Below are 21,951 nucleotides of genomic sequence, written 5' to 3' on the forward strand. Positions count from 1 at the left end.
ACTTTTCGCGTTCCCGCGCATCGTTTCGCATGTTTTCGCAGGCGCCCGATGCTGACTTTCGCGGAAGAGTTTGCCGTTCTAACGCCGTTCTAAACGCCCCCGAAAGCACCGTTCTAATGGCCGAAAAGTTAGCAACATGCCGGACCTCAGACTGCCCCTCACGGACAAGAATCTGATCGGTCTACCCTTCGCTCCGAGCGGTCAGTATCGAGCCCGGGACACGGATCTGGGCGGCTTCTTCGTGCTCATCGGAAGCCAGACCAAGAGCTTCATGATCCAGGCCGATCTGCGCCTGGACGGCGCCCGGCAAACCGTCCGGATGAAGGTGGCGGAAGTCGGAGAATTATCATCCCGGGACGCCCGCGCCAAAGCCAAGGCGCTGCTCGGACGGATCGCCGATGGCGAGGACCCCCGGCCGCCCCGCAAAGCGCCGCCCAGCCTGCCCGAGCCGTCCACGCACATCCCGACTTTGCGGGAAGCCTGGGGGCGTTTCCGGGTCTCTCATCTAGAGCGCAAGGGGCGCAGCACGGCGACCGTCCGCATCTACAAGGACCATTTAGAACGGTTGTTTTCGGACTGGCTGGACTGGCCCTTATCGAAAATCGGCGACGAACCGCGGCTTCTGGCCGACCGACATGACCAAATCTCGAAAGATAACGGACCGGCCATCGCCAACGGCGCCATGCGTAGCTTTCGGGCCGTCTACAACCACGCGCGCAAGACCTGCCGGGCGCTTCCCGCCGAGAACCCGTCACTCGCGATCGACTGGAACCCGGAGAAGCGCAAGGACACCGCCATGGGCGTGGCCGACCTGCCGGCGTGGTTCGCGCAGCTGGGGCAGATTCCCAATCCGATTCGACGCGAGTTCCACCTGTTGATGCTGCTGTCCGGTTGCCGGCCAGAGGCGCTCAAGAACGTGCGGGTAGAAGATCTGAACCTTCGCGAGCGACTGATGCATATCCGCAGCCCGAAAGGCGGGACCGACAAGGCCTTCGACATCCCCCTGTCGCGGGCCATGCTGGAATGCATTTTCCGACTCCGTCGCATCGGGCCGGTCATCTACCCGGAGAACGGCCGGGTCTGGCTGTTCCCGAGCGACAGCCCGAGCGGCCACATGGAGGAGCATAAGGAGAAGCGAACGCTCCTCAGCCATTGGGGCAATGATCTGCGTCAGACCTACCGGACACTCGCCCAGGCGGCGGAGATCTCCGAGGTCGACATCCACCTGCTGATGAACCACGCGTTCCCCGGGGTGAACCCCGGCTACATCACCCGCTCCAAGCTGATGCGCGACCACCTCAGGAGCGCGCAGGAGAGGCTCTCGGCGTTCCTGCTGGGCGGCATCGTGGGGCGAGGGAAGACGGCGCCCCCGGAGCTGACCCGCTGGCTGAACAGCACCAGCCGGACGCTGCTGGACGATCTGATGGCGGTGGATCCGGACGTGGCTCGCCTGAAGGCGGGCCCTAGGGCGACGATGCGGAGACTGGAAGTGCAGGCCGCCCGGGTTGCCGTTCACGCGCTGCCGGGTGTGCTGATCGATGCGCCGAGTCGACGGCCTCGACGACAGGCGGCGGCACACGGCCGGTCGTGACTCTTTACGAGCATGCGAAGGGCGGATCCTGTGCCTTGTAGGATCATGGATCGGGCGACGTCGTTTTCGTGCCTCCACCTAGGGGTGACTTGAGGCAGACGGTGACCCGGACAGATGGCTCGGCGGCGCTATTCGTAGGGCAACTCGCCCATAAGCTTGATCATCGCGTCCTCTTCGAGTCGGTCGAATGGAATCTCGACGTACTGGGTCGGGTGGCGAGGGAGAGCTGGACCGTCTCCGGCCACGTTCTTCGTGTAACCGCTGACATGCTCACCGTTATCCTTCAGGTACGGCAGTACAACGATGCGGCCATGATTTTTTGAAATGATCTTTCCGGCTTCCCAGATGGTGTCGCCGTCACCGCTCGCCTTTGATGAGCCGAGCGCCTTCACGACCCATCCAACTTGACCCTCTGGCTCATACCAGAAGACGAAGCTGCCAATCACAAGCGCGCGTTTGCCCGCAGCAAGCGCTTCATCCAGCAGCCGCTTTACGCTCGCTAGCTTCAAAAGCTCGTTCGCGCGGGGAAGAAGGATGCGGCGAATTTCGGCTTTGGTCGTGGACCAGTTAAGGCGAGGGCCGAAGCCAAAGCCCTCTGAGATTTCCGCCCGCGCCGCGACACCCGCGTCGTGCGCGCTGTTTCTTCGCCAAGGCTGTCCCCAGACCACGCCATCCTTGGAAAGAACGACGGCCCTGGTACCGAGCATCCCGACCATCATAGTACGGAGGTAGGGCATCTCCCGTGTCTTGGTAATGATCTCCTCTCGGTAGGCCTCCGACCTCGGATCGATCACCAGCGCTTCAATCGACACGTGGGGCGTTGTGGCGTGACGCTTGATCGCCTCGCTACGCATCATGTCTTCCTCTTCGTCGAGGCGTTTGCGCGACACGACGGCTTTGGAAATTTTCAACGACTGCGAGGATGCCCCGCTCTCGTTCAGCCGCTCTGGATCAAGGTTGATCCCGAGGGCGCGGCGCGCTTCTTGAGCGGCCGCTTCAGCTGCGGCCCGGTCCCGCCCGAACATCATGGGCCGACCAAAAGGACCGGTGCCGCTCTCGAAGAGGGTGACCCACTTGGGATCGCTGTTCGGCGGGCAGACAAGCCGTCTGAGAATCCAGACGCCAGAACGCGGATCGAACCTCGCGCGCACATCATAGGCACCCGTCAAATTCGGCAGAACCCCTCCAGTGTCGATCACAAGCCTTCTCCTCGAATGTCGATGCTACTCCCCACACTTCGAGGGGGCAGAGGCGTGCTTCAAGCCAGCAAACACTAATGCCACCAGGGTTTGTGGACGAGGGTCCCGCCAGCCTTCGCCCGAGCTTCGCCTTATGGTAGTTTGGCAGGCAAAATCGGGGGCGACGTGTTTATCCAACGGGCGATCATCAGGAACTACCGCTGCCTAAAGCAGGCAAATGTCACCTTGAACGAGCGGCTGAATGTCATCGTTGGGAACAACGAATGCGGCAAGTCAACGATGCTCGAAGCGATCAACCTCGCTTTGACCGGGCAGCTCAACGGACGCCCACTTCAGATCGAGCTTCATCCGTATCTATTCAACCTCGACCTCGTGCAGGCGTACATAGAAAAGTTGCAGACTGGCGAGACGCCAGAACCGCCCTCCATCCTGATCGAACTTTACCTCGCGGACGATCCCGCACTCGCCAAGCTCAAAGGCGATAACAACACGCTCAGACTCGATCTGCCCGGCGTATCACTTTCGATCGAGCTCAACCCGGCTCACGCTGAGGATTTCGCCCAGTACGTTTCGGACCCCTCCGAAATTCGGACGATGCCGATTGAGTATTACTGGATCAAATGGCGCGACTTCGCCGAAAATGACATTCAGAACGCGCGCGGAATCCCGCTTCACTCCAGCCTGATCGACGCGAGCACGATCAAGAATAACGCAGCCGCCAGCCGCTACGTCATCGATATCGTGAAGGAGAGCCTGAGCTCGAAAGAGAAAGTCGATCTCGCCCTGACCTACCGGCTGATGAAGGACAGGTTCCTCGAGGAGCCTAAGGTCAAAACCATCAACGATGCGCTCGCGGCCAAAAAAGGAAAGATCAGCGACAAGGCGATTTCCGTTTCGCTCGACACCTCCGCCCGAGCGAACTGGGAAGCGGGGATCATGCCCCATCTCGACGATATTCCTCTGCCGCTTGTCGGGAAGGGCGAGCAGAGCGCCGTCAAGATCAAGCTGGCGATGGAGACCTCGGCGAAGTCACACATCATTCTCATCGAAGAGGCGGAGAACCATCTCTCCTATACCAGCCTTAACGAGCTGATTGGCCACATCGCCGCCAACGCAGGCACACGCCAGATCTTCATCACGACGCACAGCAGCTTCGTTCTCAACAAGCTGGGCGTTGAGTCGGTCCTGCTCTTCCAGCGAGGCGAGAGCATGCGGCTGACCGACCTCAAGGACACGACGACTCAGGACTATTTCATGAAGCTGCCGGGCCACGACACCCTGCGGCTAATACTCGCCAAGCGATCGATCCTCGTGGAAGGTCCCTCGGACGAGCTCATCGTCCAGCGCGCCTACCAGATGAAGCATGGCAAGATGCCGCTAGAGGACAGCGTCGATGTCATCTCGGTCAACTCGCTCGCGTTCAAACGCTTCCTTGAGATTGCCGTTTCGATGAAAAAGACCGTCGATGTCGTCACAGATAATGATGCCGACGTGGCCGCGCTCAAGAAGAAGTATGCCGACTATCTCACGTCCGACGTGGTGACAATTCAGTACGACGGCGACGAGACGGCGCGCACTCTTGAGCCGCAACTGATGAAGAAGAATGGGCTCGCGACGATCAGCGAGGTGCTTGGAAAGACCTTCGCCGACGAGGCGACCGCGATCGACCACATGATCGCCCACAAGGCCGATACAGCTCTCAGATTCTTCGAAACGAGCGTTCCTTGGTCACCGCCGGATTATATCGACCGTGCTATCCGCTAGCCGCATCGTCATATCTGCTGCGGGCGGTGGAAAGACGACGCGCGTAGTCGACCAGGCGTTGGCGCACGATCAGGGCGCAACGGCCCTGATCACCTATACCCGCAACAACGTCCGCGAAATTCAGCTCAAGGCCTATGAGCGCTCGCCAGTCATTCCTTCCCACGTCGAGGTGATCTCCTGGTACTCGTTTCTGCTCAGGGAGCTCGCGCGCCCCTACCGCTCAAAGATGCACCCGCACCGGATCGACGGTATCCACTGGGTCGAGGGAAAGTCCGTTCCCTACATCCCGGCATCGAAAACCGGCGCTCATTATTTTCTCGATGGAAGCCGGATTTATTCCGACAAGATCGCAAAGTTCGTCTGCGAATGTGACCGCCGCTCGGGCGGCGCTATCATGCGTCGCCTCAAGCAGCGCTTTAGCCACATCATCATCGACGAAATCCAAGATATGGCGGGGTACGACCTCGACCTCCTGGAACTGATCCTAAAATCCGGCACCCCGGTGACGTTCGTCGGCGACCACCGCCAGGCGACGTTCGCAACGAACAATGCCGCGAAGAACAAGGCATTCGTCGGGCCAGCCATCATCAAAAAATTCGAGCAGTGGAAGACGGCTGGTCTCACCTCCATCGAGTACGAGTGCCACACCCACCGTTGCAATCAGGCCATCGCCGATCTAGGCGACAGCTTCTTCCCGAACGAACCTAAGACTGTCTCGAAGAACAATACGGTCACTGGTCACGACGGCATTTTTCTCGTCGCGAGTACGGATGTCGCTGAGTATGTCGGTCGCTATTCACCTCAGGTTCTTCGCTACTCCGCAAAGACGAAATGCGATCTCTATGAGGCGATGAATTTCGGGGAGTCCAAGGGACTGACGTTCGCGCGCACCTTGGTTTATCCGCATGGGCTGGCAGGCAAATGGCTGGCTACCGGCAAGATCAGCCACGTCGAAAAGTCAGCGACCAAAATGTACGTTGCGGCGACCCGCGCTCGTTACAGTGTTGCGTTTGTGTTCGACGGGACGACCTGCGGGATTCCCGCTACACGTTGGCAACGCTAGCGGCGCGCGCGGCGGTCATTGGGCCAGATGGGTACCCGAACATCAAAGGCGTGGCCGGACACCTGTCCATCGATGACGAGCGCGATGACAGCTATACGGCCGTCACGCTCACCGCCCTGTACGGTGCGACGCACATCGAAACGGTGCGCGGCCTGTGCGCCTGCCTAGATTTTGGCTTGGCCATCATCGGCCTTATCGCGCTCGCCCACCCCGAGTCCAGCGACTGCCTGGTCAAAGACCTTCAGGTGTTAACAGACGTAAAGAACGAGGCGACTGACAGGTATCAACGGCCCGATCGCGCTCCTGAGGAATAGGCATTTCGGCGGAGAAATAGTTCCGGAATAGATACGCATGAGCGTCGATTGGTGGAGCCATAGTCACCCGTTCGTCGAATCTTCCCCGCCCTTCGCGTCCGACCGATATTCCTCCGCCAAGCTGCGGATCATTGTCCTGTGTTCCTCCTTACCGAAGTGCTCGCGTATGAAGCCCTCCTGGGAGCGGTCGGTCGCGCCAACGAAAATCGAAGCATGCCGGACGACGGCGCTGTTGTTGCGCCGAGCAAGTTCGGCAACGGGGATCGCGCGGATCGCGTCGGCGGTGCTCTGCCGGGTGACCGCCACGAATAGCTTTCGGGGCGCGATCGGAATCGTCATGTACCCCTGCGGCGACAGGATGCCGGCCTGTGACTGCTGAAACGCGGCATCCGAGATGAGCAGCTCGTCCCCAGCCAAGATGTCGACGACGAACCACCGCATATTGTTCAGCTTGTGCCCAAGCTTCGGGTCGTCGCTCATCCGGCGCAACAGGTCCATCGCCGCGCCCTCCGCGAAGTCGGGTCCAAGGGCCGCGATCGCGTCCTCCAGCCTCTCGGGGTCTCCTTCTTTGCGAATTTCCTGGTATCGCGCGTTGAGTGGCTCATCCCGGGCCTTGAGCACCAAGCCCATCGCCTCCTTGAAGTAGCTCAGGCCGGCGGGCGTTCGAAACCACTGGGACATGATGAAGCGGCTCCAGGAGCTGCGCTCTTTCTGGGGCATTTTGCTAGCCTGGCCCGCCAGCAGCATTTGCTGCGCGTCGGCTGCGAGTGAGTCGAGCGGCGACATGAAATGCTGCTCGACCTGCTGGGCCTTCTCGGGCGGCAAGCCAGGAGTGGCGTACAGATATTCCTCGTAGCCGATCTCCGCTGGGGACACCGACTTGACCGCGATTTTGCCGGGGGCGGGCTGCATGAAGCGCCACAGCTTTCCGTCGTTCGTCGTCCATTGGCCGAGAAGGAATTGGGGGATGAAGTGGTGCTTCCGCGGCGGGTTGGGCTTCTTCCCGGTCGCACTGGAGGACGTCTGGTCTTCCAAGCTCATGCCACTTCTCCCGAACAGCGGTCAGTCGAAGCCGTGCTCGCGGATCCCGCCATAGTCCCTTGGTCGACGAGCAGGCTCTCCGAGACGGGAAGGCCCGCGAGTAGCGAATGGCGAGTGGGAGACGACTGGGCCACTGGCGCGGGTCCCGTTGAGACGGCGGAATGACGATCATGGACGTCGAGTCGGCCTTTGGCGACGCGCCGTGTGTCGCGCCTCTTGGCCCTATCAGCCAGCGACGGCGGCAGGCAGCTGCGGAGCGGCGATCACCAGTGCGGCTATCGGCAGCCGCCCCGAGATCGGGCGGCGCGTCTGAATCTCGGCGTGAACCGATCTCAGCTCGAGCGCGAAGGGTTTGTGCAGGTCGGGCGCGCGAGCGCTCGGCAGGGGAAGGGTCGTCGGAACGAAGTCGATCAGCACCGAGTCCGAGCGCCGCGGCGCCAGCGGCAGGGCCAGGAACCCGCCCGCCTCGACGGGAACCAACCGCAAGCGCCGTTGGCCCTGCCGGTCGTCCTGAATCAGCGTCAGGACGGCCTGCTCGAAGTCGATCAGGCACGACGCCGTCGCCCGTTCAACACTGCGGTGGAGGGTCAGCCTGATCCGGAATTGGTCGAGCGTCGAAACGCCGAACTCCGCCGACGCCGCCGCCGTGAGAATGGAAACGCGGGGTCGTTCCCGGAGCCACCGCAGGATCGACTAGATCGGTCTCGCCGTCCACGGACCCGGGACGCGCGCCCGAACGCGGTGGAGGGCCTGAACGCCCAGCGCCACCGCCGCCAAGAGGACGGACAGGGCGACGATCGCCGAGGCCCAGGGTCGAGGAACCGGCGGGAGAAGGTCGGGGAGGAGTTTGTCTATGGCGAACCAGGCCGCCGCAGTGAGCGAGGGGAGCCAGGCGACCACTCCCCGCCGCTTCATGACGGCCAGACGGCGCGCAGGCCTTCCACCAGGCGGTCACGCCGGTCGGGCGCGAGCTGATCCAGGTTTCGCTGCTTCCAGCGCACGGCCGGCAGGTCGGCGATGCCGGGCAGGCCGATGAGATCCCAATCCGGCTCGCCGCTTTTGAAGCCGATCAGGAATTCCCGGTGCGCGATCGGCATCGCATCGACGATGATCGCGATCAGGGCTTCGCGCGCGGCGAGCAGGCCGTCGAGGCTGACCGGCTCTTGCGTCATGCCGACGAAGCCCCGCCGAAACTCCTCGGCGATGTCCTTTCGGCGCGGGCGCAGCACTTCGGCCATCGGGCGAGGGTGGCTGATCAGATAGGCGATGAACGCCTGGCGCATTAGATCGTCCACGCCTTCATTGGCCAGCAGGTCGCGCACGTCGAACAGGTCGCGCGGATGCTGGCGATCCAGGGCGGCGGCGATCTTGCCCGCATAGAGGTCGGGGTGGGACACCATCCGGGCTTCGGCGAAGCCGAACCGGTCTTCCACGGCCGGCGCGACGCCCCGCAGTTCAGGAGCGAACACCGTGCCGCGCAATACGGGCGTGACCTCGATCTTGATCTGGACTCCGTCGGCGGCGACGAGAAGTTTGTCGATCGTGCCTTCGGGCCGCGCCTGGCCCGGCGTCACTAGGACACCGGGCAGTCTGGCGGCCATGGCGGCCGCGATCCGCCTCAGTCCGGCGTCGATCGCGGCCAGGGACTCGGCCCGTTCGCGGACCGGCAGATAGGTCAGATCGATATCGACCGAGAGGCGCGGCAGGTCGCGGACGAACAGATTGATGGCCGTGCCGCCCTTCAGGGCGAATTCGGTCTCGACCAGCACGAACGGCAGGGTGCGGATCAACAACCGGACCTGGCGTTCGTAGAGATCACCGAACGGCATTGAAGTCCTCCGGCACGGTGATGCGGTAGGTCGGATCGAGCCGCCCGCCCTTGGCCAGCATGCGGTTGCCGCTGCCGAGGTCGATCGAGCTCCGGTCCAACCGCTTCAGCCACCCATGGCCGTGACGGTCGGCGAAGAAGAAGAACAGGCGTTTGACCTTGATACTCCGGCAGTCGTCGAGGAGCAGTTGCAGGCGACGCGGGCTGAGATTGGCCAGACCCTCCACCAGCGCGTCGACCTGATCGAACGTCTCCCGGTCGGGGAGTTCGTCGAGCAGTTCGAGAAGGGCCCGTTCGGGCGTCGAGACGAGCATCGGCCATTTCCAATGCCCTATGGGCATCTCGGCCACGCCGGCCTGGCCCCAGGCGAAGGGATCGGCGGGCCCGGAAGGCTCCCGGCCCCGGAGCCCGAACCTGGCGGCATGGCCAAACAGCCTGGCCGGGTTGTGATAAAGGAAGGCGACGCCGAGCTTGAGGTCGTTCAGCCAGGTCGGCGGCCGGGTCAGGCCGTACAGATGAACCTCCTGGACCTCGCGGTTCAGGTAATGGCCGAACCCTTGGAGTTCGAGGGCGGTGCGGCCCCCCACCACCAGCTGGTAGTCCAGCAATGTCTGCAGCGACAGCACGACCAGCTGCCAGTCCAGCGTGCCGCGCGGGCGGCGATAGACGCGGCGCGCGGGCTGCTCGAGCCAGCCGGCGGCGACGTATTTGGCGCGGAGCGAATTATAGTAGCCGTGCTCGTTGAGCCAGGTGGAGTCCACCACCAGCCCCTCCGGCAACAGCCGCTCCAGCTTGTTTAGCTTTCCTAGCATTTGAGCACTTATGGTGCGCAAAGTGACGAAATGTCAAATATGATCTTTTACAGAGCCGCCGTTTGAGCACTGTGAGTGATCAAACTCACGCACTGTCAAACCAACCCTACACGGGTCTGAGGCGGACGACCTTCGGATCGTCGATCGACGGCGCAGGTTCCGGGAAGCTGGAGCCGGTGATCAGTTCGAGCATGGCCGGAGCCAGACCGATCTCGCGCCCGATTCCCCCGGCGCCCCCGATCACCGCGTCCTCCAGCGCCGAGAGCGCCGACGGCAGCAGCTCAGGCTGTTCGACCGGCAAGGCGCCGTCCGCGTCATAGGTCTCGACCTTGGCCTGTCCTGTCTTCACCAGATGGATGTTGGCGGTGCGGTACTGGGCCGGGGTCAACAGACCCAGGTCATAGCCCCGCCGAACCAGCGCGCGGACGGACATCTTCCACCTGAGTTTGAGCTCGAACAGCGCGCGCCAATTGATCGCACGCCCTCGCGGGAATTCCCGCAGGACAGCCCCACGCGGAAACAGGAAGGCGCTCGCGAAACGGTGGGCCTGGTCTTCGGTCGCGCGATCTCCCGTCTGCATGCCCCGATGCATGATCAGATGGCCGCACTCGTGGGCGAAGTCGAACCGTTGCCGACACAGGCTCTCCTTGAGAGAGCTGCGAACGATGATCGGCCGGCGCCGATCCATCGAGAAGGCGTCCACCCGATCCGACAGGTCGCCGAAATAGGTGACGACGGCGCCGGCGTTCTCGACCACCCGCATCATGCTGGTGATCGGACCCGTCGTTCCGAGCCCCCAATATCGACGGGCCTCTTCGGCCGCCTGTTCGATCTCCTCGGCCGTGGCCGCCGGCAGATCGGGGAACGACACGGCCGGAAGTTCCAGGTGGACTTCGATGGCCGCGACGAATTTATCGAGCAGCGTTCCCCGGGCGAGGACCTGGCTCGTGATCGAGGCTGGCCGGGTGATGTGCCCGCGGAAATGACACTGTTCCGGCCGCACCGTCGATGGGATCGGTTGCGCCAGAAACGCCGGCGTGACGCCCAGCACATCGGCCAGGGCGTCCACCACTTCGTCCGAGGGCGACCGCGAGCCGGTCTCGAGCTGGTGGATGAACTGACGGGTCGCCCCGATCAGCTCGCCGACCTCCTCGAGCGAATAGCCATGCGCCAGCCGGGCGAGCCGGAGTTGCTCGCCCGCGATTTTCGAGTTCGTTTCCATGACTGGCCGGTTTAGCGACCGCCCCCCACCCAGATCCGTGCGGAGCGGCCGATCATTCGGTCGTCCCGTCTTTCTGCTTCCTTGCCGCGATTCCGACGGCGGGGGCAGGCAGATCGACGCCCTCGCTGCCCGCGACCCAGAGCGGCGACACCTTGGTCACCGGCTCGTCCAGCGGCACCTGCCAGGTCAGCACCGGCGTATCGCCCGCCAGCACCACGAAGGTCACGGCCGTGATCGCGCCGTCCAGATCGGTCTCGATCGCGAACCGGTACAGGGGCTCGGAGGTCAGTTTGACCAGTTCATCGGCGCCGAACAGGCTCAGCTGCTGAAGTTCCGAGAAGGTCTGCTTCAGGGTCCGCGCGTTCGGATCGTCCGGCTCGCCGCGATAGAAGCGGATCGGCACGCCGCCCACGCTGAACACGAACTGCATCGTCGGATTCAGGATCTCCAGCCAGTCGACGTCGGGCGCCGTCGCTTCGATCTGGTGCTTCTGGAAGGCGAAGGCCTCGCAGCCGAGGGTCCATCCCGTGCAGCCCGCGCTCGCGTCGAAGCGATCCAGGGCGTCGTTGCGGCCGCGCTCGATCAGTTTCCCGATCGTGATCAGACGATCGCGGGTGAGGGCGGTGTGATGTTCCCAAGGGGTCATGCGGAGCTCCAAGCCTGCCAGACCATAATGGGCAAACTCGATGATTCGTCAACTAACTCGGAGAAAGTAAGCTGGGGACGATTTTGTAAACAAGGAAGCGCTAAGGGCTCCGCCCTCGCGCAGGCCAGGGTGAAGCGGCTCCGCCGCCGGACCGGCCGGTCTCCCCGACCTTCCGCGCCGGTCATGATCATCATCATCGTCATTGCCGTCAGGCTTGTGCAGGCCGGGCGATCCCCCTCCGGCCGGTCCGCCCTGGCCTTTGCTACCCCGCTCTCGCCGAGGGGCAGGGTTTCAGGCGCGCAGTTCGCGTGCCTGCAACCCATGCCCAAAGGAGGCAGACGTGACTGCTCAATCCATCCAGACCGTCGCGATTGAGGCGACGGAGGCGACCACGCCGCCGCACGGCGCGGAAATCACCGTGCCGCTCAACCGGCTCAAGGCGTCGCCGAAGAATGCGAGGAAGACCCCGCACAGCCCGGCGATCATCGAGGCCTTCGCGGCCTCCATCAAGGCCAAGGGGGTGTTGCAGCCGCCCGTGGTCGAGATCGAGCGGGACGGGGAGGGCGCCCCGACCGGGAACTACCTCGTCAGCATCGGGGAAGGGCGGCGTCAGGGGCTTCGACTGCTCGCCAAGCGCAAGGCGATCAAGCGGACCCATCCGGTCCGGGTGATCGTGGACGCCGAGAACGACCCCCATGAGATCAGCCTCGACGAGAACATCACCCGCGAGGCGATGCACCCCGCCGACCAGTTCGAGGCCTTCCGGCGGCTGGCCGAGGAGAAGGGCTATGGACCGGAGGAGATCGGCGCCCGGTTCGGGGTGTCCGCCCATGTGGTGCGCCAACGGCTGCGGCTGGGGGCGGCGGCGCCGGAGTTGATGGCGGCTTATCGGGCGGGGACGCTGGCGCTCGACCAGCTGACCGCCTTCTGCGTCAGCGAGGATCGGGACCGGCAGCGGCAGGTGCTGGAGCAGATCGGTCCCCATACCCCGGCCTACGTCATCCGTCGCGCCATGACCGAGGCCAAGGTTCGCGTCGATGACCGGCGGGTCCGCTTCGTCGGTGTCGAGGCCTATGAGGCCGAGGGCGGCGGAGTCCTGCGTGATCTTGAGAAGGTCTGCTCCAAGCTCAGGGTCAGAACCCGGATCGAGGCTGTCGCTTCCGGCGTACGACAGGGATTGGTCGAGCCGGGATGAGCGAAGGGGGCGGGCCAGGAACTTCTGTGAGGAAGCCCGGCGTTTCGTCGCCGATCGCTGCCGACGTTTGCACGTCCCCTGGCTCTTGATCGGCGCCTATCGTTCCCGGAACCCGCCGTCGATAATCCTACACCGACCCAGGGCGTCCGGGCGAGTCTCGCTTGACCGGCGGTGATGGGAGAGGAAAAACACGACGATTGCCAAATACGCGTCCCTTGCATCCTTCCTTCGGCGCCAGAAAGGCGCAGAGGTGGAGCTGACCTTTCGAAACATCGACGTGGCTAACCCCGCCGCCGTCCGGGGCCGGCGGCGTGAGAGGTGACGGCCGACTTGCAGTCCCAGACTGGGTCCCCTGTTCCGAACTGTCCTCACGGTAGGCCCCCCAACCCCCATTTCAAGAAACCCGAACCGTTGAACAACATCCCCGACACTTCCTCGGTTTCGTCGCATCCAAACCACTGTGGATCCCGACAAATGCCCATACCGCCTAGAACGTACGGCCCAACTGAAGGCCCGCGCCGTAGTCCGGAGCGGCGTCGGAAAGACCCACCGTCCCGTAGGCTGTTGCGGACCAGCCGGAGGCTGAGCGGAAGCTGACAAAGGGATTGAGCTGGGTCTGCTCGCCGAGCCCGGCGAAATATTCGGCGCGGTAGCTTCCCATCAGGCCGAGGCTTGACGTGGCTGACACGTCATAGATCGCGCCTAACGAGGCGGTAACACCGTCTTCAAGTTCGTAGAGGTCCGGGTCGCCAAGCCAGGAATAGCCGACGCTGCCCGTGAGGCGGAACCGGTCCGCCAACGGCAATTGGGCAGACACAAGAAGGTTGTAGTCGCTCTCCCCGGTGCCGAGATCCTCATCGGCTGTCGGGAATTTCACTGTCCCGCCGACTTCAAGGCTCAACCCCTGACCGCCTGCTGGCATGAGCTGATAGGCAGCGGACAGGGTGACGTCGCCCAGTCCGGATCGTGAGGACACTGCGCCATCGCCGGGCACGACCACTCCCCCGCCTACCGAGCCTTCCGGTCCGCGGATGTTGACGTAAGGAACGGCAAGCTCGACCCTCCAGCGGTTGGCCTGGGCCCGCAGTCCCAACGGGGCATAGAGCACGTGTGTGTCCTGCGAACCGCCATATTTGCCCGAAGAGTAATCGACACCGGCTGTGCCTTCCCAGACGACCTGCGCAGAGGCCAGGCCGGGGACGGCGAGGGCGGCCACACAGGCCGCGCCGAACAGGCAGAATTTAGACATTCACATTCCATAAAGTGCAGCGAAAACCCGGTCTCGGGAACGCGGTTCAAAAAGCAGCCCCCGGTGCCGAAGCATCGGGGGCATGGTGTTTCCGGACCCTTAAGTCCTAGTCGTCACGAAGGCCGGAGTTCTGGTCGGCGTTTTCCCTGCCCTGGGCGTTGGCGCGGGCGGGTTCCTGCCGGTTGGCGCGGGCATTGGTCCGCGCTTCCACGCCTGTCGCGGCGCTTCCCTCGGCGCTAAGACGGTTCAGCTCCGCCGTTACGGCGCGGGCGTCGCGACTGGAAACAGTCGCATCGGATACAGCGTCCGTCCGCAGGCCGGCGTTGTCGTTCGAACGCTCAACTCCGCGGTCATCGGCGCGGTCGGCGCCCTGCCTGCGCGATCGGGCGTCGGTGCGGGTGTCGACGGAGCCCTGGGCGCCGGTCGAAGTTGAACCCTCCGTCACGCCGTCGTCATCGCTGGTTTCGCCGGTGAAGCCTGCGTTTGCATTGGCGTTGGCGGAGGCATTGGCGTTGCTTCCCGCCGTTGCCGAGCGAAGCGCGCGCGCTTCGGTGCGCACGGCCTCACCGCTGCGGGTGGAGCGAGCGGTGCCGCTGATGCCTGCGCCGACATTGGAGGACGCGGCGGCGTTCGACGGCGGCGCGATCATCGGCGGGCGCATGGAGGGGGGGGCGGTCACCGGCAGCGTCGGCCGGACGGCCTGGGGCGGCAGGATCGGGGCGCCGCCGGGACGGCCCTGAGCCGCAGCGGCTCCGGCGAACAGGGTGGCCACGGCGACCGTCGCAAACATCAAGCGCGTATTCATGGTGCAAAATCCTTGGCTGGTGGCGGACGATGCCGCCTCACCAGAACCCAACGCTCGGGCACGCGCGATCCATCCCCGATTTTTCAAAAAAATCAGCGACGCAACGCGCCATGCGCGCCCACGGCGCGAGGCGCGACAGTCATATCGTTGCCAACAAGGCCCCGACCGTAGATGTCGTCTCGCCCGGGAGCGCCCATGTCGCGGGCGTGGCGCGCCACGTTGGTTTCGCCGTGGCGAGCGATCAACCCCGCAACGAGCGGCGCGGCGAACGACGAACCCCGCACGGTGACATAGCCCCCAGACACACTCGCCGCGGCAATGTCTGCGCCGGGAGCCGAGAAATCGACCTGGGGCCCGCGCCCGGTCTCGGGCAGAGGCCGCCCGCGTCCGTTGACGGCTGATACCCCGATCACGCCTTCATAGGCGGCCGGGTAAAGCGGCGGCGCAGCCGGGCCGTCGTTGCCCACAGCCGCCACGATCGTCATGCCTCTCGCCTGCGCCTGCGCGACGGCGCGTGCGACCACTGGATTGCGCGGGCCCACCAGGCTGACGTTGACCACTCTGATCCGCTGGCTCGACATCCAGGCCAGCGCGCGGGCCAAGGCAGTCGAGGACCCGCCCGCCGCCGAGCCGCCATAGACGTCCGCGACCAACAGGCCTGCGCCAGGCGCGGTGCCCGAAAAGAAGCCAGCCTCTCCGACCATCAGCGAGGCGACGGCCGTGCCATGGGCCCCTGGATGTACCGGCCCGGCGAACCCCTGCTGCGTGATATCCGACCCGGCCAGAGCAGGATGGGCGGCGACGCCAGTGTCGATCAGGCCCAGCCGAACGGAAGATCCGACCCGCTGAGGCGCGATCACCGGGGACGGAGCCATCGAGACCGCACCTGCGGGAGAATAGACATGATTGAACCCAATATCTGCCTGGGGGTCGAGCCGAGCCAGCCGCTCGACCGCGTCGCTTAGTTGCTGGCCGGCGGGCGGAGAAAAAACCAGGACATCCATCTCCAGATCCGGAAGGCTCTCCTCGCGAATGAGGTGATAGCCAAGCCCGAGCGCTTCCGCGCGGGCTCGGTCCGACAGGCCGATCGCAACGATCTCGCCCGAGACCACCGGCCAGCCAAAGGGGTCGGCCTGAAGGATGCCGTTCGACCGCTGGATCTGGGCCCGGGAACGAGCGGGGGCCTGAAGCACGGCGTCGGCCACACCTTGGGCCTGCCCCGCATGACTCATCCGCCCAGCCGCCGCTTCGGGCGTGACAGGCACGCTCGGCAGCTGGGGAATGGCGCTGGGACGGGATTGCGGCCCGGCCACGCCCGGCGCGGGCGGGACCAAGGGGCGCATTTGAATCGCCGCGTCCGGTCGCGGCGAACCGCCGGGGCGGCCTTGGGCCACTGCGACTTCAGGCATGGCAAAAAAAGCCAAGCCGATGACCATCCACCGGCCGATGCTTGTCCTCGTTTTGGTCATCGCGCACAAACCTCCACAGTCAGGGATTAAACGTCCAGCCTAGGGCGTTTAATCCTTTATGATCAGGAACGCGCATTGGAAGAGTTTCAAAGTGAGTTGGTGGCGCTGCTTCCGAGGTTGCGGCGGTTCGCGTGCGCGCTCGTCAGGTCCGACGCCGATGCCCAGGACCTGGTGCAGGAAACCGTTGAGCGAGCGCTCAGTCGCCGCCACGCTTGGATACCCGGAACGCGCCTCGACAGCTGGACCTACACAATCATGAAGCGCCTCTTCATCGACAAGAATCGGGCGCGCAGGCGTTGGAACCGCGTGATGACGCCCGAGAATGACTACACCGTTCTGGTAGCGGACGTCGGACAGGCGGACGAGGCGTTGAGGGTCGATGCCCTGGCCGCGCGCAACGCTATCCACGCGCTCCCGGAGGATCAGCGGCTGGCCGTGGCTCTCGTCCTCGTGGACGGCTTGTCCTATGCCGAGGCGGCCGGGGTAATGGGCGTTCCAGTAGGCACTTTGACGAGTCGCCTCGTGCGGGGCCGCCAGTCTCTGGTGGAGACGCTGGAACGCCAAGGAGTGTCAACATGACCGGGTTCAACGACGAAATCTTGATGCGCCGCATCGATGGCGAGTTGGACGCAGCGACCGCTGCGGCGGTGGATGCGGCCGCCCGAACCCACGCGAGAGTGGCCGAGCGGCTGGCTTCCTTGCGGATGACCACCGTCGCCATGCGCGACGCTTTCCCAGTCATGGTTGATCCCCGCGATGCCGCGCTGGCGCAATGCATCGCGAGAGCGCCAATCACACGTGGAAAATTCGGCCTGTGCGGCTGGCCCGAATGGCTTAGACCACAAACAATCGCCGCCGGAGCGGCTCTGGCGGCAGCCGGGTTCGCGGCGGGCGTCATGGTCGCGCCTGGCATAATGAATCGACCCGCGGGTCTGGTCGATGCCCAGGGGCGGATCGCCGACGTCGCCCTGGTTGAGGTGTTGGATGCACGTCTGAACGCTGACGGACAGGACACTTCGGGTTTATCGGTCGGCCTGACATTCAAGGACCATGAAGCCCGCTGGTGTCGCACTTTTCAAGATGCAGCCAAGGCCCTGGCCGGCTTGGCGTGTAGGAAAAATGAAGCATGGATGATCGAGGCCTTGGTCCCCTCCCACAGTGCTGTTGGAGAGCTAAGGATGGCCGGGTCCGACATGCCGACGCCAGTTTTGGTGGCCGTAGACGATCTCATGGGAGAGGATACAGCGACGGCGACCGAAGAGTTGCAGGCGCGGGATGCCGGATTTCGCTAGTTGCGCTCGTGCTGCAGCGGGGGCTTTAGCATGACCGGGCCGCGCCAACCGAACTTTCACTCCGAGGTGGTCTGCGACTCATGAGGAAACTACAAACCAGACCTTCGGCTACGGGCCAAGAACCCGACATGCGCCAGTTCATCTGACGCTGATTAGCAGCCCCTGATCGCTCTGGCGGTGGGAGGTTGGCGATCCGAACCGCGTATAGCGGGGCCGATCTGGAGTGAAACACACCTGGCGTTAAAACGACGTTCTTCTCTTTTAGTTACAGCGTTTGCCAGGGCGACGAGTTTTGCGTGGCTCAACTAGTTTGGGGCGTGCGATGCAGGACGCTGTTCTGTCGAAGGGCTATTTCTTAGCGATCATGCGCGCCAGCCAGGATGTGGTGCGGATCGTGACCCTCGAGGGCCGGGTTGAATACATGAATGATCGAGGTATGGCGCTCCTGGAGATAACCGACTTCGAGCGCAATCGGGGACAGTTGCTAGCGGACCTATGGCCCGCTGAATCGCACCGCAAACTCAATCTTGCTCTGAAGCGCGCGCGAGATGGGCAGTGTCCAGAATTCATTGCCCCCTGTCCGACAGTTCGGGGACGAGAGCGGTGGTGGTCGCACATCATCTCGCCGGTAGTTGACGAGCTTGGCCAGACGGTCCGGCTTCTCGTCACCTCGCGCGACATCACTGGCCCGCGTAGGCGCGAAGCAAAACTCAAGCAAGCGGTCCGGGTCGCTGAGGCGGCCGACGCCGCTAGCGCCGCCCACCTTGCCAATCTGAGGGGAGCGATAGAGGCGCTACCCGTCGGCGTCGCCCTTTATGATTCCGACGATCGACTTCTCTTGTGGAACGCCCACTATGTGACCGCTGGCGGCTCGGACGACGCCTCATCCTCGTTAAAAATCGGACGTACGTTCGAGGAGCTATTACGTCGCTCGGTCGCCAGCGGAGCCAATCCCGAGGCCCGCGGGCGCGAAGAGGACTGGATCCGGGAGCGTCTTGAGCAGCGCGCCCAAGCCTGTGGTTCGCATGAACAGCGGCTGTGCGACGGCCAATGGTATCGTGTCGAGGACCGGCGCTTGTCACACGGCGGACTGGTCGCGATCGCAGTGGATATTACGCGACACAAGGATCGCGAAGCCGAACTTTCCTCCCATGCACGAGAGCTGGAAGAAGCCCGCGCAGCGGCCGAATCGGCAAGCCAGGCCAAGAGTGAGTTTCTGGCCAACATGAGCCACGAAATCCGAACGCCTCTGAATGGCGTGGTTGGCATGGCTGATCTGCTCTGTAGATCCAACCTTGGAGCAAAAGATCGGGAGATCGCGGAGATTATCCGCAGTTCGGGTTCGACACTTGAACACCTTCTCTCCGACATTATCGACATCGCGCGGATCGAAGCTCAGCAGCTGAACATCGAGCACGAGCCGTTCCAGCTTGGCGATGCGGTCCGCGCGACCGTGGCCCTGTCACGATTGAAGGCCGAGGAAAAAGGCATCGCCCTTCGGCTGGACCTGGATGCCGATCTTGATCGAATGTTTGTGGGCGATGTCGCGCGCGTGCGGCAAATCCTGACTAACCTGATCTCCAATGCGGTGAAGTTCACGCTGATCGGTGAGGTTGCGTTGTCGGTGCAGCGGCCGGACGGAGCCGTCGTCCGATTTGCCGTGACTGATACCGGGATCGGTTTCGATCCAACCCTCCACGATGTTTTCTCCCGTTTTCAGCAGGCTGACGGATCGATCACCCGCCGGTTCGGTGGCAGTGGCCTTGGGCTCACGATCTCCAAGGAACTCGCAGAAAAGCTCGGAGGGAGCCTGAGCTGTACCAGCCGTCCAGGCCTTGGTTCATCATTCTGGTTGGACGTCCCGTTGGAGGCGTCTGTAATGGACGTGGCAATCGCGGCACCCGCGGAAGCGGACACAATCAACCGCAGCCTGCGTATCCTTGTGGCTGACGACCATCCAACGAACCTCAAGGTCGTCGAACTGATCCTTGAACAGATTGGGGCCGAGGTCGTTACGGCAACCAACGGCGCCGAGGCGATCTTGGCGTTTCGGATCCAGCCGTTTGATCTCGTTCTTATGGATATGCAGATGCCTGTTATCGACGGGCTGGCAGCTGTGCGTGGAATCCGTGAGCTGGAGGTTGCGCAGAATAGTCAGCCCGTGCCGGTCCTGATGTTGACGGCCAACGCCCTGCCGGAGCACGTCGAGGCTGGGCGGATTGCAGGGGCCAACGGCCATGTCGCCAAACCGATAACATCCGCGACATTGATCGGAGCGATTAGCGAGGCTTTCGAGGCAGTCACTGAGTTGGCCAGCATTGAAAGCGAGGGCGTTGTTACGCGGTATAAATCCTGATGCAGGATGCGGGATGACGGTGGTTTTGACGGCGCGGTAATGCCGCGAGCCATAGCCCGGAGTAGCCAAGTGGCGCTCATGGTTTCGAAAGCTCCCTCGGGCAAGCTAACCTCCATGAGAACCGAACCAAAAGCCGCGCGGCCCGACGCTGACCGTCGTTCCGCACGACGGGAGCGGTGCGTTTTGCGCTGCCGGATTACGCATGGTCCTTGGCGCGAAGTGGTGGACGCGATCATTCGCGACCTGCACGAAGACGGCGCGCGGCTTCGCCTAAACTCCCGCATCGCCGTGAATGGCCGGATGCGAATCGAGATCCAGCCGTCCGGTGCCGTGCATATGGCGGATGTCGCCTGGCAGCGCGGCGATGAAATCGGCGTCCGGTTGATCGCCACGCCTGATGAGACGGTCGAGCGGCAGATTGATGCCCTGCGTCGCGCCGGGGCGCAGTTGCGCCAGTCGGGGCGCCCCCCGGCGGACGACGACGGCTACTAGTCCGAGGCCGTCGCTGTCACCCAAATGGGTCAGACATTATGGGCGCAGGCGACTTTCAGTGCAGCACTTCGCTGCCAACGGGATCGACCTGGCGGAGCTGGCCGGCCTTCCTGGACGAAGACCTCGGTCGGCACGTTCCTGTCGATCGGCGCTGTCGCCCGGACGAGCGCAGACCGATGGCGTCAACACTATAATCGAACTGTCCGGAATCCTGTCCATCGCCGAGAACACGCCAGTCGCCGTCGCCGCGGATCACTGTAAACCGGATGATGTCGGGTTGCCGAATGTCTCGACGACTATGTGGCCGAGGAAAACCCAGTCCGGGTGGTCGATGTCTTGTCGATGAGCGGGATCCGCGAGAACTGGGCTTTGAGGGGAGTATGCCGCAAGCGACGGGGCACCCCGGCGATCATCCGGCGGTGCTGCTGAAGGCCTATTTCTACGGCTACATAAACCAGAATCTCGTTGAGCCGGCGGCTAGACTAGAGCGCGAGGCCGAGCTGATGGCTGACCAATGTCGAAGAGGGCCAGACCCTGCATCGCTATTGGGACCAGGCAAGCGGGTCCCTGCACCATCAAGGCCCACTGCAGCCCCTCAAAGATGCGCCGGATCACGCGCTGGGAACACGAGCTGGTCAGCCTGGAGGCCAGCTGACCTCGTCGGTGTCTTGACCGGGGCGCGCTACATTAGTTCGAGGGCTGGGGCGAGAGTTCTGAAACTCCTGCCTGACCTGTCAAAGTGGTCGCAGCGCCGTCTCAATCCGGACGGTACTAGACAGGGGCACCGTCAAGACCATCGGAATAGAAACTTCCTGACGCAGCGTGGCTGTTATCGTTCCCAATTTTCCTGTCGGTCCTTCCGCCGTGATCTGTAAATCTATGTCCAGATCGTCGGGCTGGATTTCAGGTAGTTTGTTTCGGACCAACCTGTCGATTTCAGTCTTCGGCAATGAGGGATCGAGGGAAAGGCTGCGCGAGGCCTGTTCTACGCTGAACCGCACGCTCGATTGGGAGTGCTGCGCAAAAGCCAGAGCGAAGACACCAAAAATCAGTGCCAAGAGTATTGGCGCGCAGATAGCAAATTCAAGAGCACTGGCCCCATCACTGTTCTTAAAAAATGATCTTACAGTTTCAGCGTACACGGGCGCTTCTTCTAAGTCGTACAGTCGGCTTGTACAGCATCCCCTGCGTTGACCCTTCTACATCAATCGTCACATAGGTCTCCGCCTTGGAACCGTCGGGACATAGTTCAGAGACTGTTGTGGTCCCCCCGCAACCGAGTTTGCGGGAGATCTCGACGGTGGCATCCGGTGATCGGTCTGGCCAGCCATCTAAGGCCGCTTGGCGGGCTCGGGAATCGCTTGTGCCCCCATTGAAATAATACTCGACCGCAATATCGACCGCTGCGGCCGCCTTCTGGGTCGCCCGGCCGTTCTGCCAGACATCGTGTGACAGGAGCGCCATGACGGCGAGGACGGGGACTACAAGGAACCCGCCAGCACCCACGATAAGGGGCAATGAGAGGGCGAACAAGAGGGCGACGTTGCCACGCGTGTGGATCGTGAACCTACGAACGAAGCCTATTGTTAGAAATTTGCGGGCCATGCTCAATT

General features: G+C 63.2%; 20 protein-coding genes and 1 pseudogene. 10 read left to right on the plus strand and 11 right to left on the minus strand.

The genetic code is table 11. The annotated features are described in order from the left end of the window. The first annotated feature begins 136 nt into the window (after positions 1–136). Positions 137–1,591 carry an integrase family protein gene (locus tag PSV23_RS04645; RefSeq protein ID WP_300466352.1) on the plus strand — a complete coding sequence of 485 codons (1,455 nt, stop codon included), beginning with the start codon at positions 137–139 and terminating at the stop codon, positions 1,589–1,591. Between the two features lie 128 nt (positions 1,592–1,719). On the opposite strand, the gene PSV23_RS04650 is transcribed toward PSV23_RS04645, so the two are convergent. Further along, positions 1,720–2,790 (minus strand): hypothetical protein, encoded by a 1,071-nt coding sequence (locus tag PSV23_RS04650; protein ID WP_300466353.1) that lies wholly within the window; start codon positions 2,788–2,790, stop codon positions 1,720–1,722. Between the two features lie 141 nt (positions 2,791–2,931). On the opposite strand from PSV23_RS04650, the gene PSV23_RS04655 reads away from it, so the two are divergent. From PSV23_RS04655 to PSV23_RS04665, 3 genes are read left to right on the plus strand one after another with little or no spacing between them, the layout of a single operon-like run. Next, positions 2,932–4,554: an ATP-dependent endonuclease gene (locus tag PSV23_RS04655; protein ID WP_300466354.1), complete on the plus strand. Its 1,623-nt coding sequence runs from the start codon at positions 2,932–2,934 to the stop codon at positions 4,552–4,554. Next, on the plus strand, positions 4,541–5,617 hold the full coding sequence (locus PSV23_RS04660) for a UvrD-helicase domain-containing protein (protein WP_300466355.1): 1,077 nt from the start codon (positions 4,541–4,543) through the stop codon (positions 5,615–5,617). Before PSV23_RS04655 ends, PSV23_RS04660 begins: the two co-directional genes overlap by 14 nt. Positions 5,618–5,667: 50 nt before the next feature. Continuing rightward, on the plus strand, positions 5,668–5,931 hold the full coding sequence (locus PSV23_RS04665; protein ID WP_300466356.1) for a hypothetical protein: 264 nt from the start codon (positions 5,668–5,670) through the stop codon (positions 5,929–5,931). A gap of 63 nt (positions 5,932–5,994) precedes the next feature. On the opposite strand, the gene PSV23_RS04670 is transcribed toward PSV23_RS04665, so the two are convergent. From PSV23_RS04670 to PSV23_RS04695, 6 genes are all read right to left on the minus strand, one after another. Then, positions 5,995–6,972, minus strand: coding sequence for a DUF4238 domain-containing protein (locus PSV23_RS04670; protein WP_300466357.1), 978 nt, complete (start codon positions 6,970–6,972; stop codon positions 5,995–5,997). Between the two features lie 225 nt (positions 6,973–7,197). Beyond that, positions 7,198–7,458 (minus strand): hypothetical protein, encoded by a 261-nt coding sequence (locus PSV23_RS04675; protein WP_300466358.1) that lies wholly within the window; start codon positions 7,456–7,458, stop codon positions 7,198–7,200. A gap of 425 nt (positions 7,459–7,883) precedes the next feature. Then, positions 7,884–8,801, minus strand: coding sequence for a nucleotidyl transferase AbiEii/AbiGii toxin family protein (locus PSV23_RS04680; RefSeq protein ID WP_300466359.1), 918 nt, complete (start codon positions 8,799–8,801; stop codon positions 7,884–7,886). Then, on the minus strand, positions 8,788–9,612 hold the full coding sequence (locus PSV23_RS04685; protein WP_300466360.1) for a type IV toxin-antitoxin system AbiEi family antitoxin domain-containing protein: 825 nt from the start codon (positions 9,610–9,612) through the stop codon (positions 8,788–8,790). The genes PSV23_RS04680 and PSV23_RS04685 overlap by 14 nt, the downstream gene beginning before the upstream one ends. 106 nt (positions 9,613–9,718) lie before the next feature. Continuing rightward, complete coding sequence (locus PSV23_RS04690) at positions 9,719–10,834, minus strand: XRE family transcriptional regulator (RefSeq protein WP_300466361.1); 1,116 nt, start codon at positions 10,832–10,834, stop codon at positions 9,719–9,721. Positions 10,835–10,886: 52 nt separating this feature from the next. After that, positions 10,887–11,480, minus strand: a complete 594-nt coding sequence (locus PSV23_RS04695; protein ID WP_300466363.1) for a hypothetical protein — start codon at positions 11,478–11,480, stop codon at positions 10,887–10,889. Positions 11,481–11,820: 340 nt separating this feature from the next. On the opposite strand from PSV23_RS04695, the gene PSV23_RS04700 reads away from it, so the two are divergent. Further along, on the plus strand, positions 11,821–12,675 hold the full coding sequence (locus PSV23_RS04700; RefSeq protein WP_300466365.1) for a ParB/RepB/Spo0J family partition protein: 855 nt from the start codon (positions 11,821–11,823) through the stop codon (positions 12,673–12,675). A gap of 487 nt (positions 12,676–13,162) precedes the next feature. On the opposite strand, the gene PSV23_RS04705 is transcribed toward PSV23_RS04700, so the two are convergent. The 3 genes from PSV23_RS04705 to PSV23_RS04715 all read right to left on the minus strand — a co-directional run bounded on the left by PSV23_RS04705 (position 13,163) and on the right by PSV23_RS04715 (position 16,198). Further along, on the minus strand, positions 13,163–13,924 hold the full coding sequence (locus PSV23_RS04705) for a transporter (RefSeq protein WP_300466367.1): 762 nt from the start codon (positions 13,922–13,924) through the stop codon (positions 13,163–13,165). A 106-nt stretch (positions 13,925–14,030) separates the two neighbouring features. Beyond that, on the minus strand, positions 14,031–14,729 hold the full coding sequence (locus PSV23_RS04710) for a hypothetical protein (RefSeq protein ID WP_300466369.1): 699 nt from the start codon (positions 14,727–14,729) through the stop codon (positions 14,031–14,033). A 92-nt stretch (positions 14,730–14,821) separates the two neighbouring features. Further along, complete coding sequence (locus tag PSV23_RS04715; RefSeq protein WP_300466371.1) at positions 14,822–16,198, minus strand: S8 family serine peptidase; 1,377 nt, start codon at positions 16,196–16,198, stop codon at positions 14,822–14,824. 75 nt (positions 16,199–16,273) lie between these two features. Between PSV23_RS04715 and PSV23_RS04720 the strand changes: the two genes are divergently transcribed. The 5 genes and pseudogenes from PSV23_RS04720 to PSV23_RS04740 all read left to right on the plus strand — a co-directional run. After that, the gene (locus PSV23_RS04720) at positions 16,274–16,777 is read left to right on the plus strand and encodes an RNA polymerase sigma factor (RefSeq protein ID WP_300466373.1); all 504 of its coding nucleotides are present in this window, start codon (positions 16,274–16,276) and stop codon (positions 16,775–16,777) included. Next, the gene (locus tag PSV23_RS04725) at positions 16,774–17,490 is read left to right on the plus strand and encodes a hypothetical protein (protein ID WP_300466375.1); all 717 of its coding nucleotides are present in this window, start codon (positions 16,774–16,776) and stop codon (positions 17,488–17,490) included. The genes PSV23_RS04720 and PSV23_RS04725 overlap by 4 nt, the downstream gene beginning before the upstream one ends. 322 nt (positions 17,491–17,812) lie before the next feature. After that, positions 17,813–19,846, plus strand: coding sequence for an ATP-binding protein (locus PSV23_RS04730; protein WP_300466377.1), 2,034 nt, complete (start codon positions 17,813–17,815; stop codon positions 19,844–19,846). A gap of 114 nt (positions 19,847–19,960) precedes the next feature. Then, complete coding sequence (locus PSV23_RS04735) at positions 19,961–20,338, plus strand: PilZ domain-containing protein (RefSeq protein ID WP_300466698.1); 378 nt, start codon at positions 19,961–19,963, stop codon at positions 20,336–20,338. Positions 20,339–20,620: 282 nt separating this feature from the next. Then, positions 20,621–20,838: pseudogene (locus tag PSV23_RS04740) on the plus strand (IS5/IS1182 family transposase); the annotation flags it as partial. A 234-nt stretch (positions 20,839–21,072) separates the two neighbouring features. Here PSV23_RS04740 and PSV23_RS04745 read toward each other — a convergent pair. Next, complete coding sequence (locus tag PSV23_RS04745; RefSeq protein ID WP_300466379.1) at positions 21,073–21,480, minus strand: pilus assembly protein; 408 nt, start codon at positions 21,478–21,480, stop codon at positions 21,073–21,075. Between the last annotated feature and the right edge of the window lie 471 nt (positions 21,481–21,951).

This window comes from Brevundimonas sp. (genome assembly GCF_029946145.1).
Taxonomy (GTDB): domain Bacteria; phylum Pseudomonadota; class Alphaproteobacteria; order Caulobacterales; family Caulobacteraceae; genus Brevundimonas.

Excerpts from the sequence above, each read along its gene's own strand:
- PSV23_RS04645 (WP_300466352.1), top strand. The coding sequence starts at position 137 with ATGCCGGACCTCAGACTGCCCCTCACGGACAAGAATCTGATCGGTCTA.
- PSV23_RS04670 (WP_300466357.1), bottom strand. The coding sequence starts at position 6,972 with ATGAGCTTGGAAGACCAGACGTCCTCCAGTGCGACCGGGAAGAAGCCC.
- PSV23_RS04680 (WP_300466359.1), bottom strand. The coding sequence starts at position 8,801 with ATGCCGTTCGGTGATCTCTACGAACGCCAGGTCCGGTTGTTGATCCGC.
- PSV23_RS04685 (WP_300466360.1), bottom strand. The coding sequence starts at position 9,612 with ATGCTAGGAAAGCTAAACAAGCTGGAGCGGCTGTTGCCGGAGGGGCTG.
- PSV23_RS04690 (WP_300466361.1), bottom strand. The coding sequence starts at position 10,834 with ATGGAAACGAACTCGAAAATCGCGGGCGAGCAACTCCGGCTCGCCCGG.
- PSV23_RS04695 (WP_300466363.1), bottom strand. The coding sequence starts at position 11,480 with ATGACCCCTTGGGAACATCACACCGCCCTCACCCGCGATCGTCTGATC.
- PSV23_RS04705 (WP_300466367.1), bottom strand. The coding sequence starts at position 13,924 with ATGTCTAAATTCTGCCTGTTCGGCGCGGCCTGTGTGGCCGCCCTCGCC.
- PSV23_RS04710 (WP_300466369.1), bottom strand. The coding sequence starts at position 14,729 with ATGAATACGCGCTTGATGTTTGCGACGGTCGCCGTGGCCACCCTGTTC.
- PSV23_RS04715 (WP_300466371.1), bottom strand. The coding sequence starts at position 16,198 with ATGACCAAAACGAGGACAAGCATCGGCCGGTGGATGGTCATCGGCTTG.
- PSV23_RS04725 (WP_300466375.1), top strand. The coding sequence starts at position 16,774 with ATGACCGGGTTCAACGACGAAATCTTGATGCGCCGCATCGATGGCGAG.
- PSV23_RS04730 (WP_300466377.1), top strand. The coding sequence starts at position 17,813 with ATGCAGGACGCTGTTCTGTCGAAGGGCTATTTCTTAGCGATCATGCGC.
- PSV23_RS04735 (WP_300466698.1), top strand. The coding sequence starts at position 19,961 with ATGAGAACCGAACCAAAAGCCGCGCGGCCCGACGCTGACCGTCGTTCC.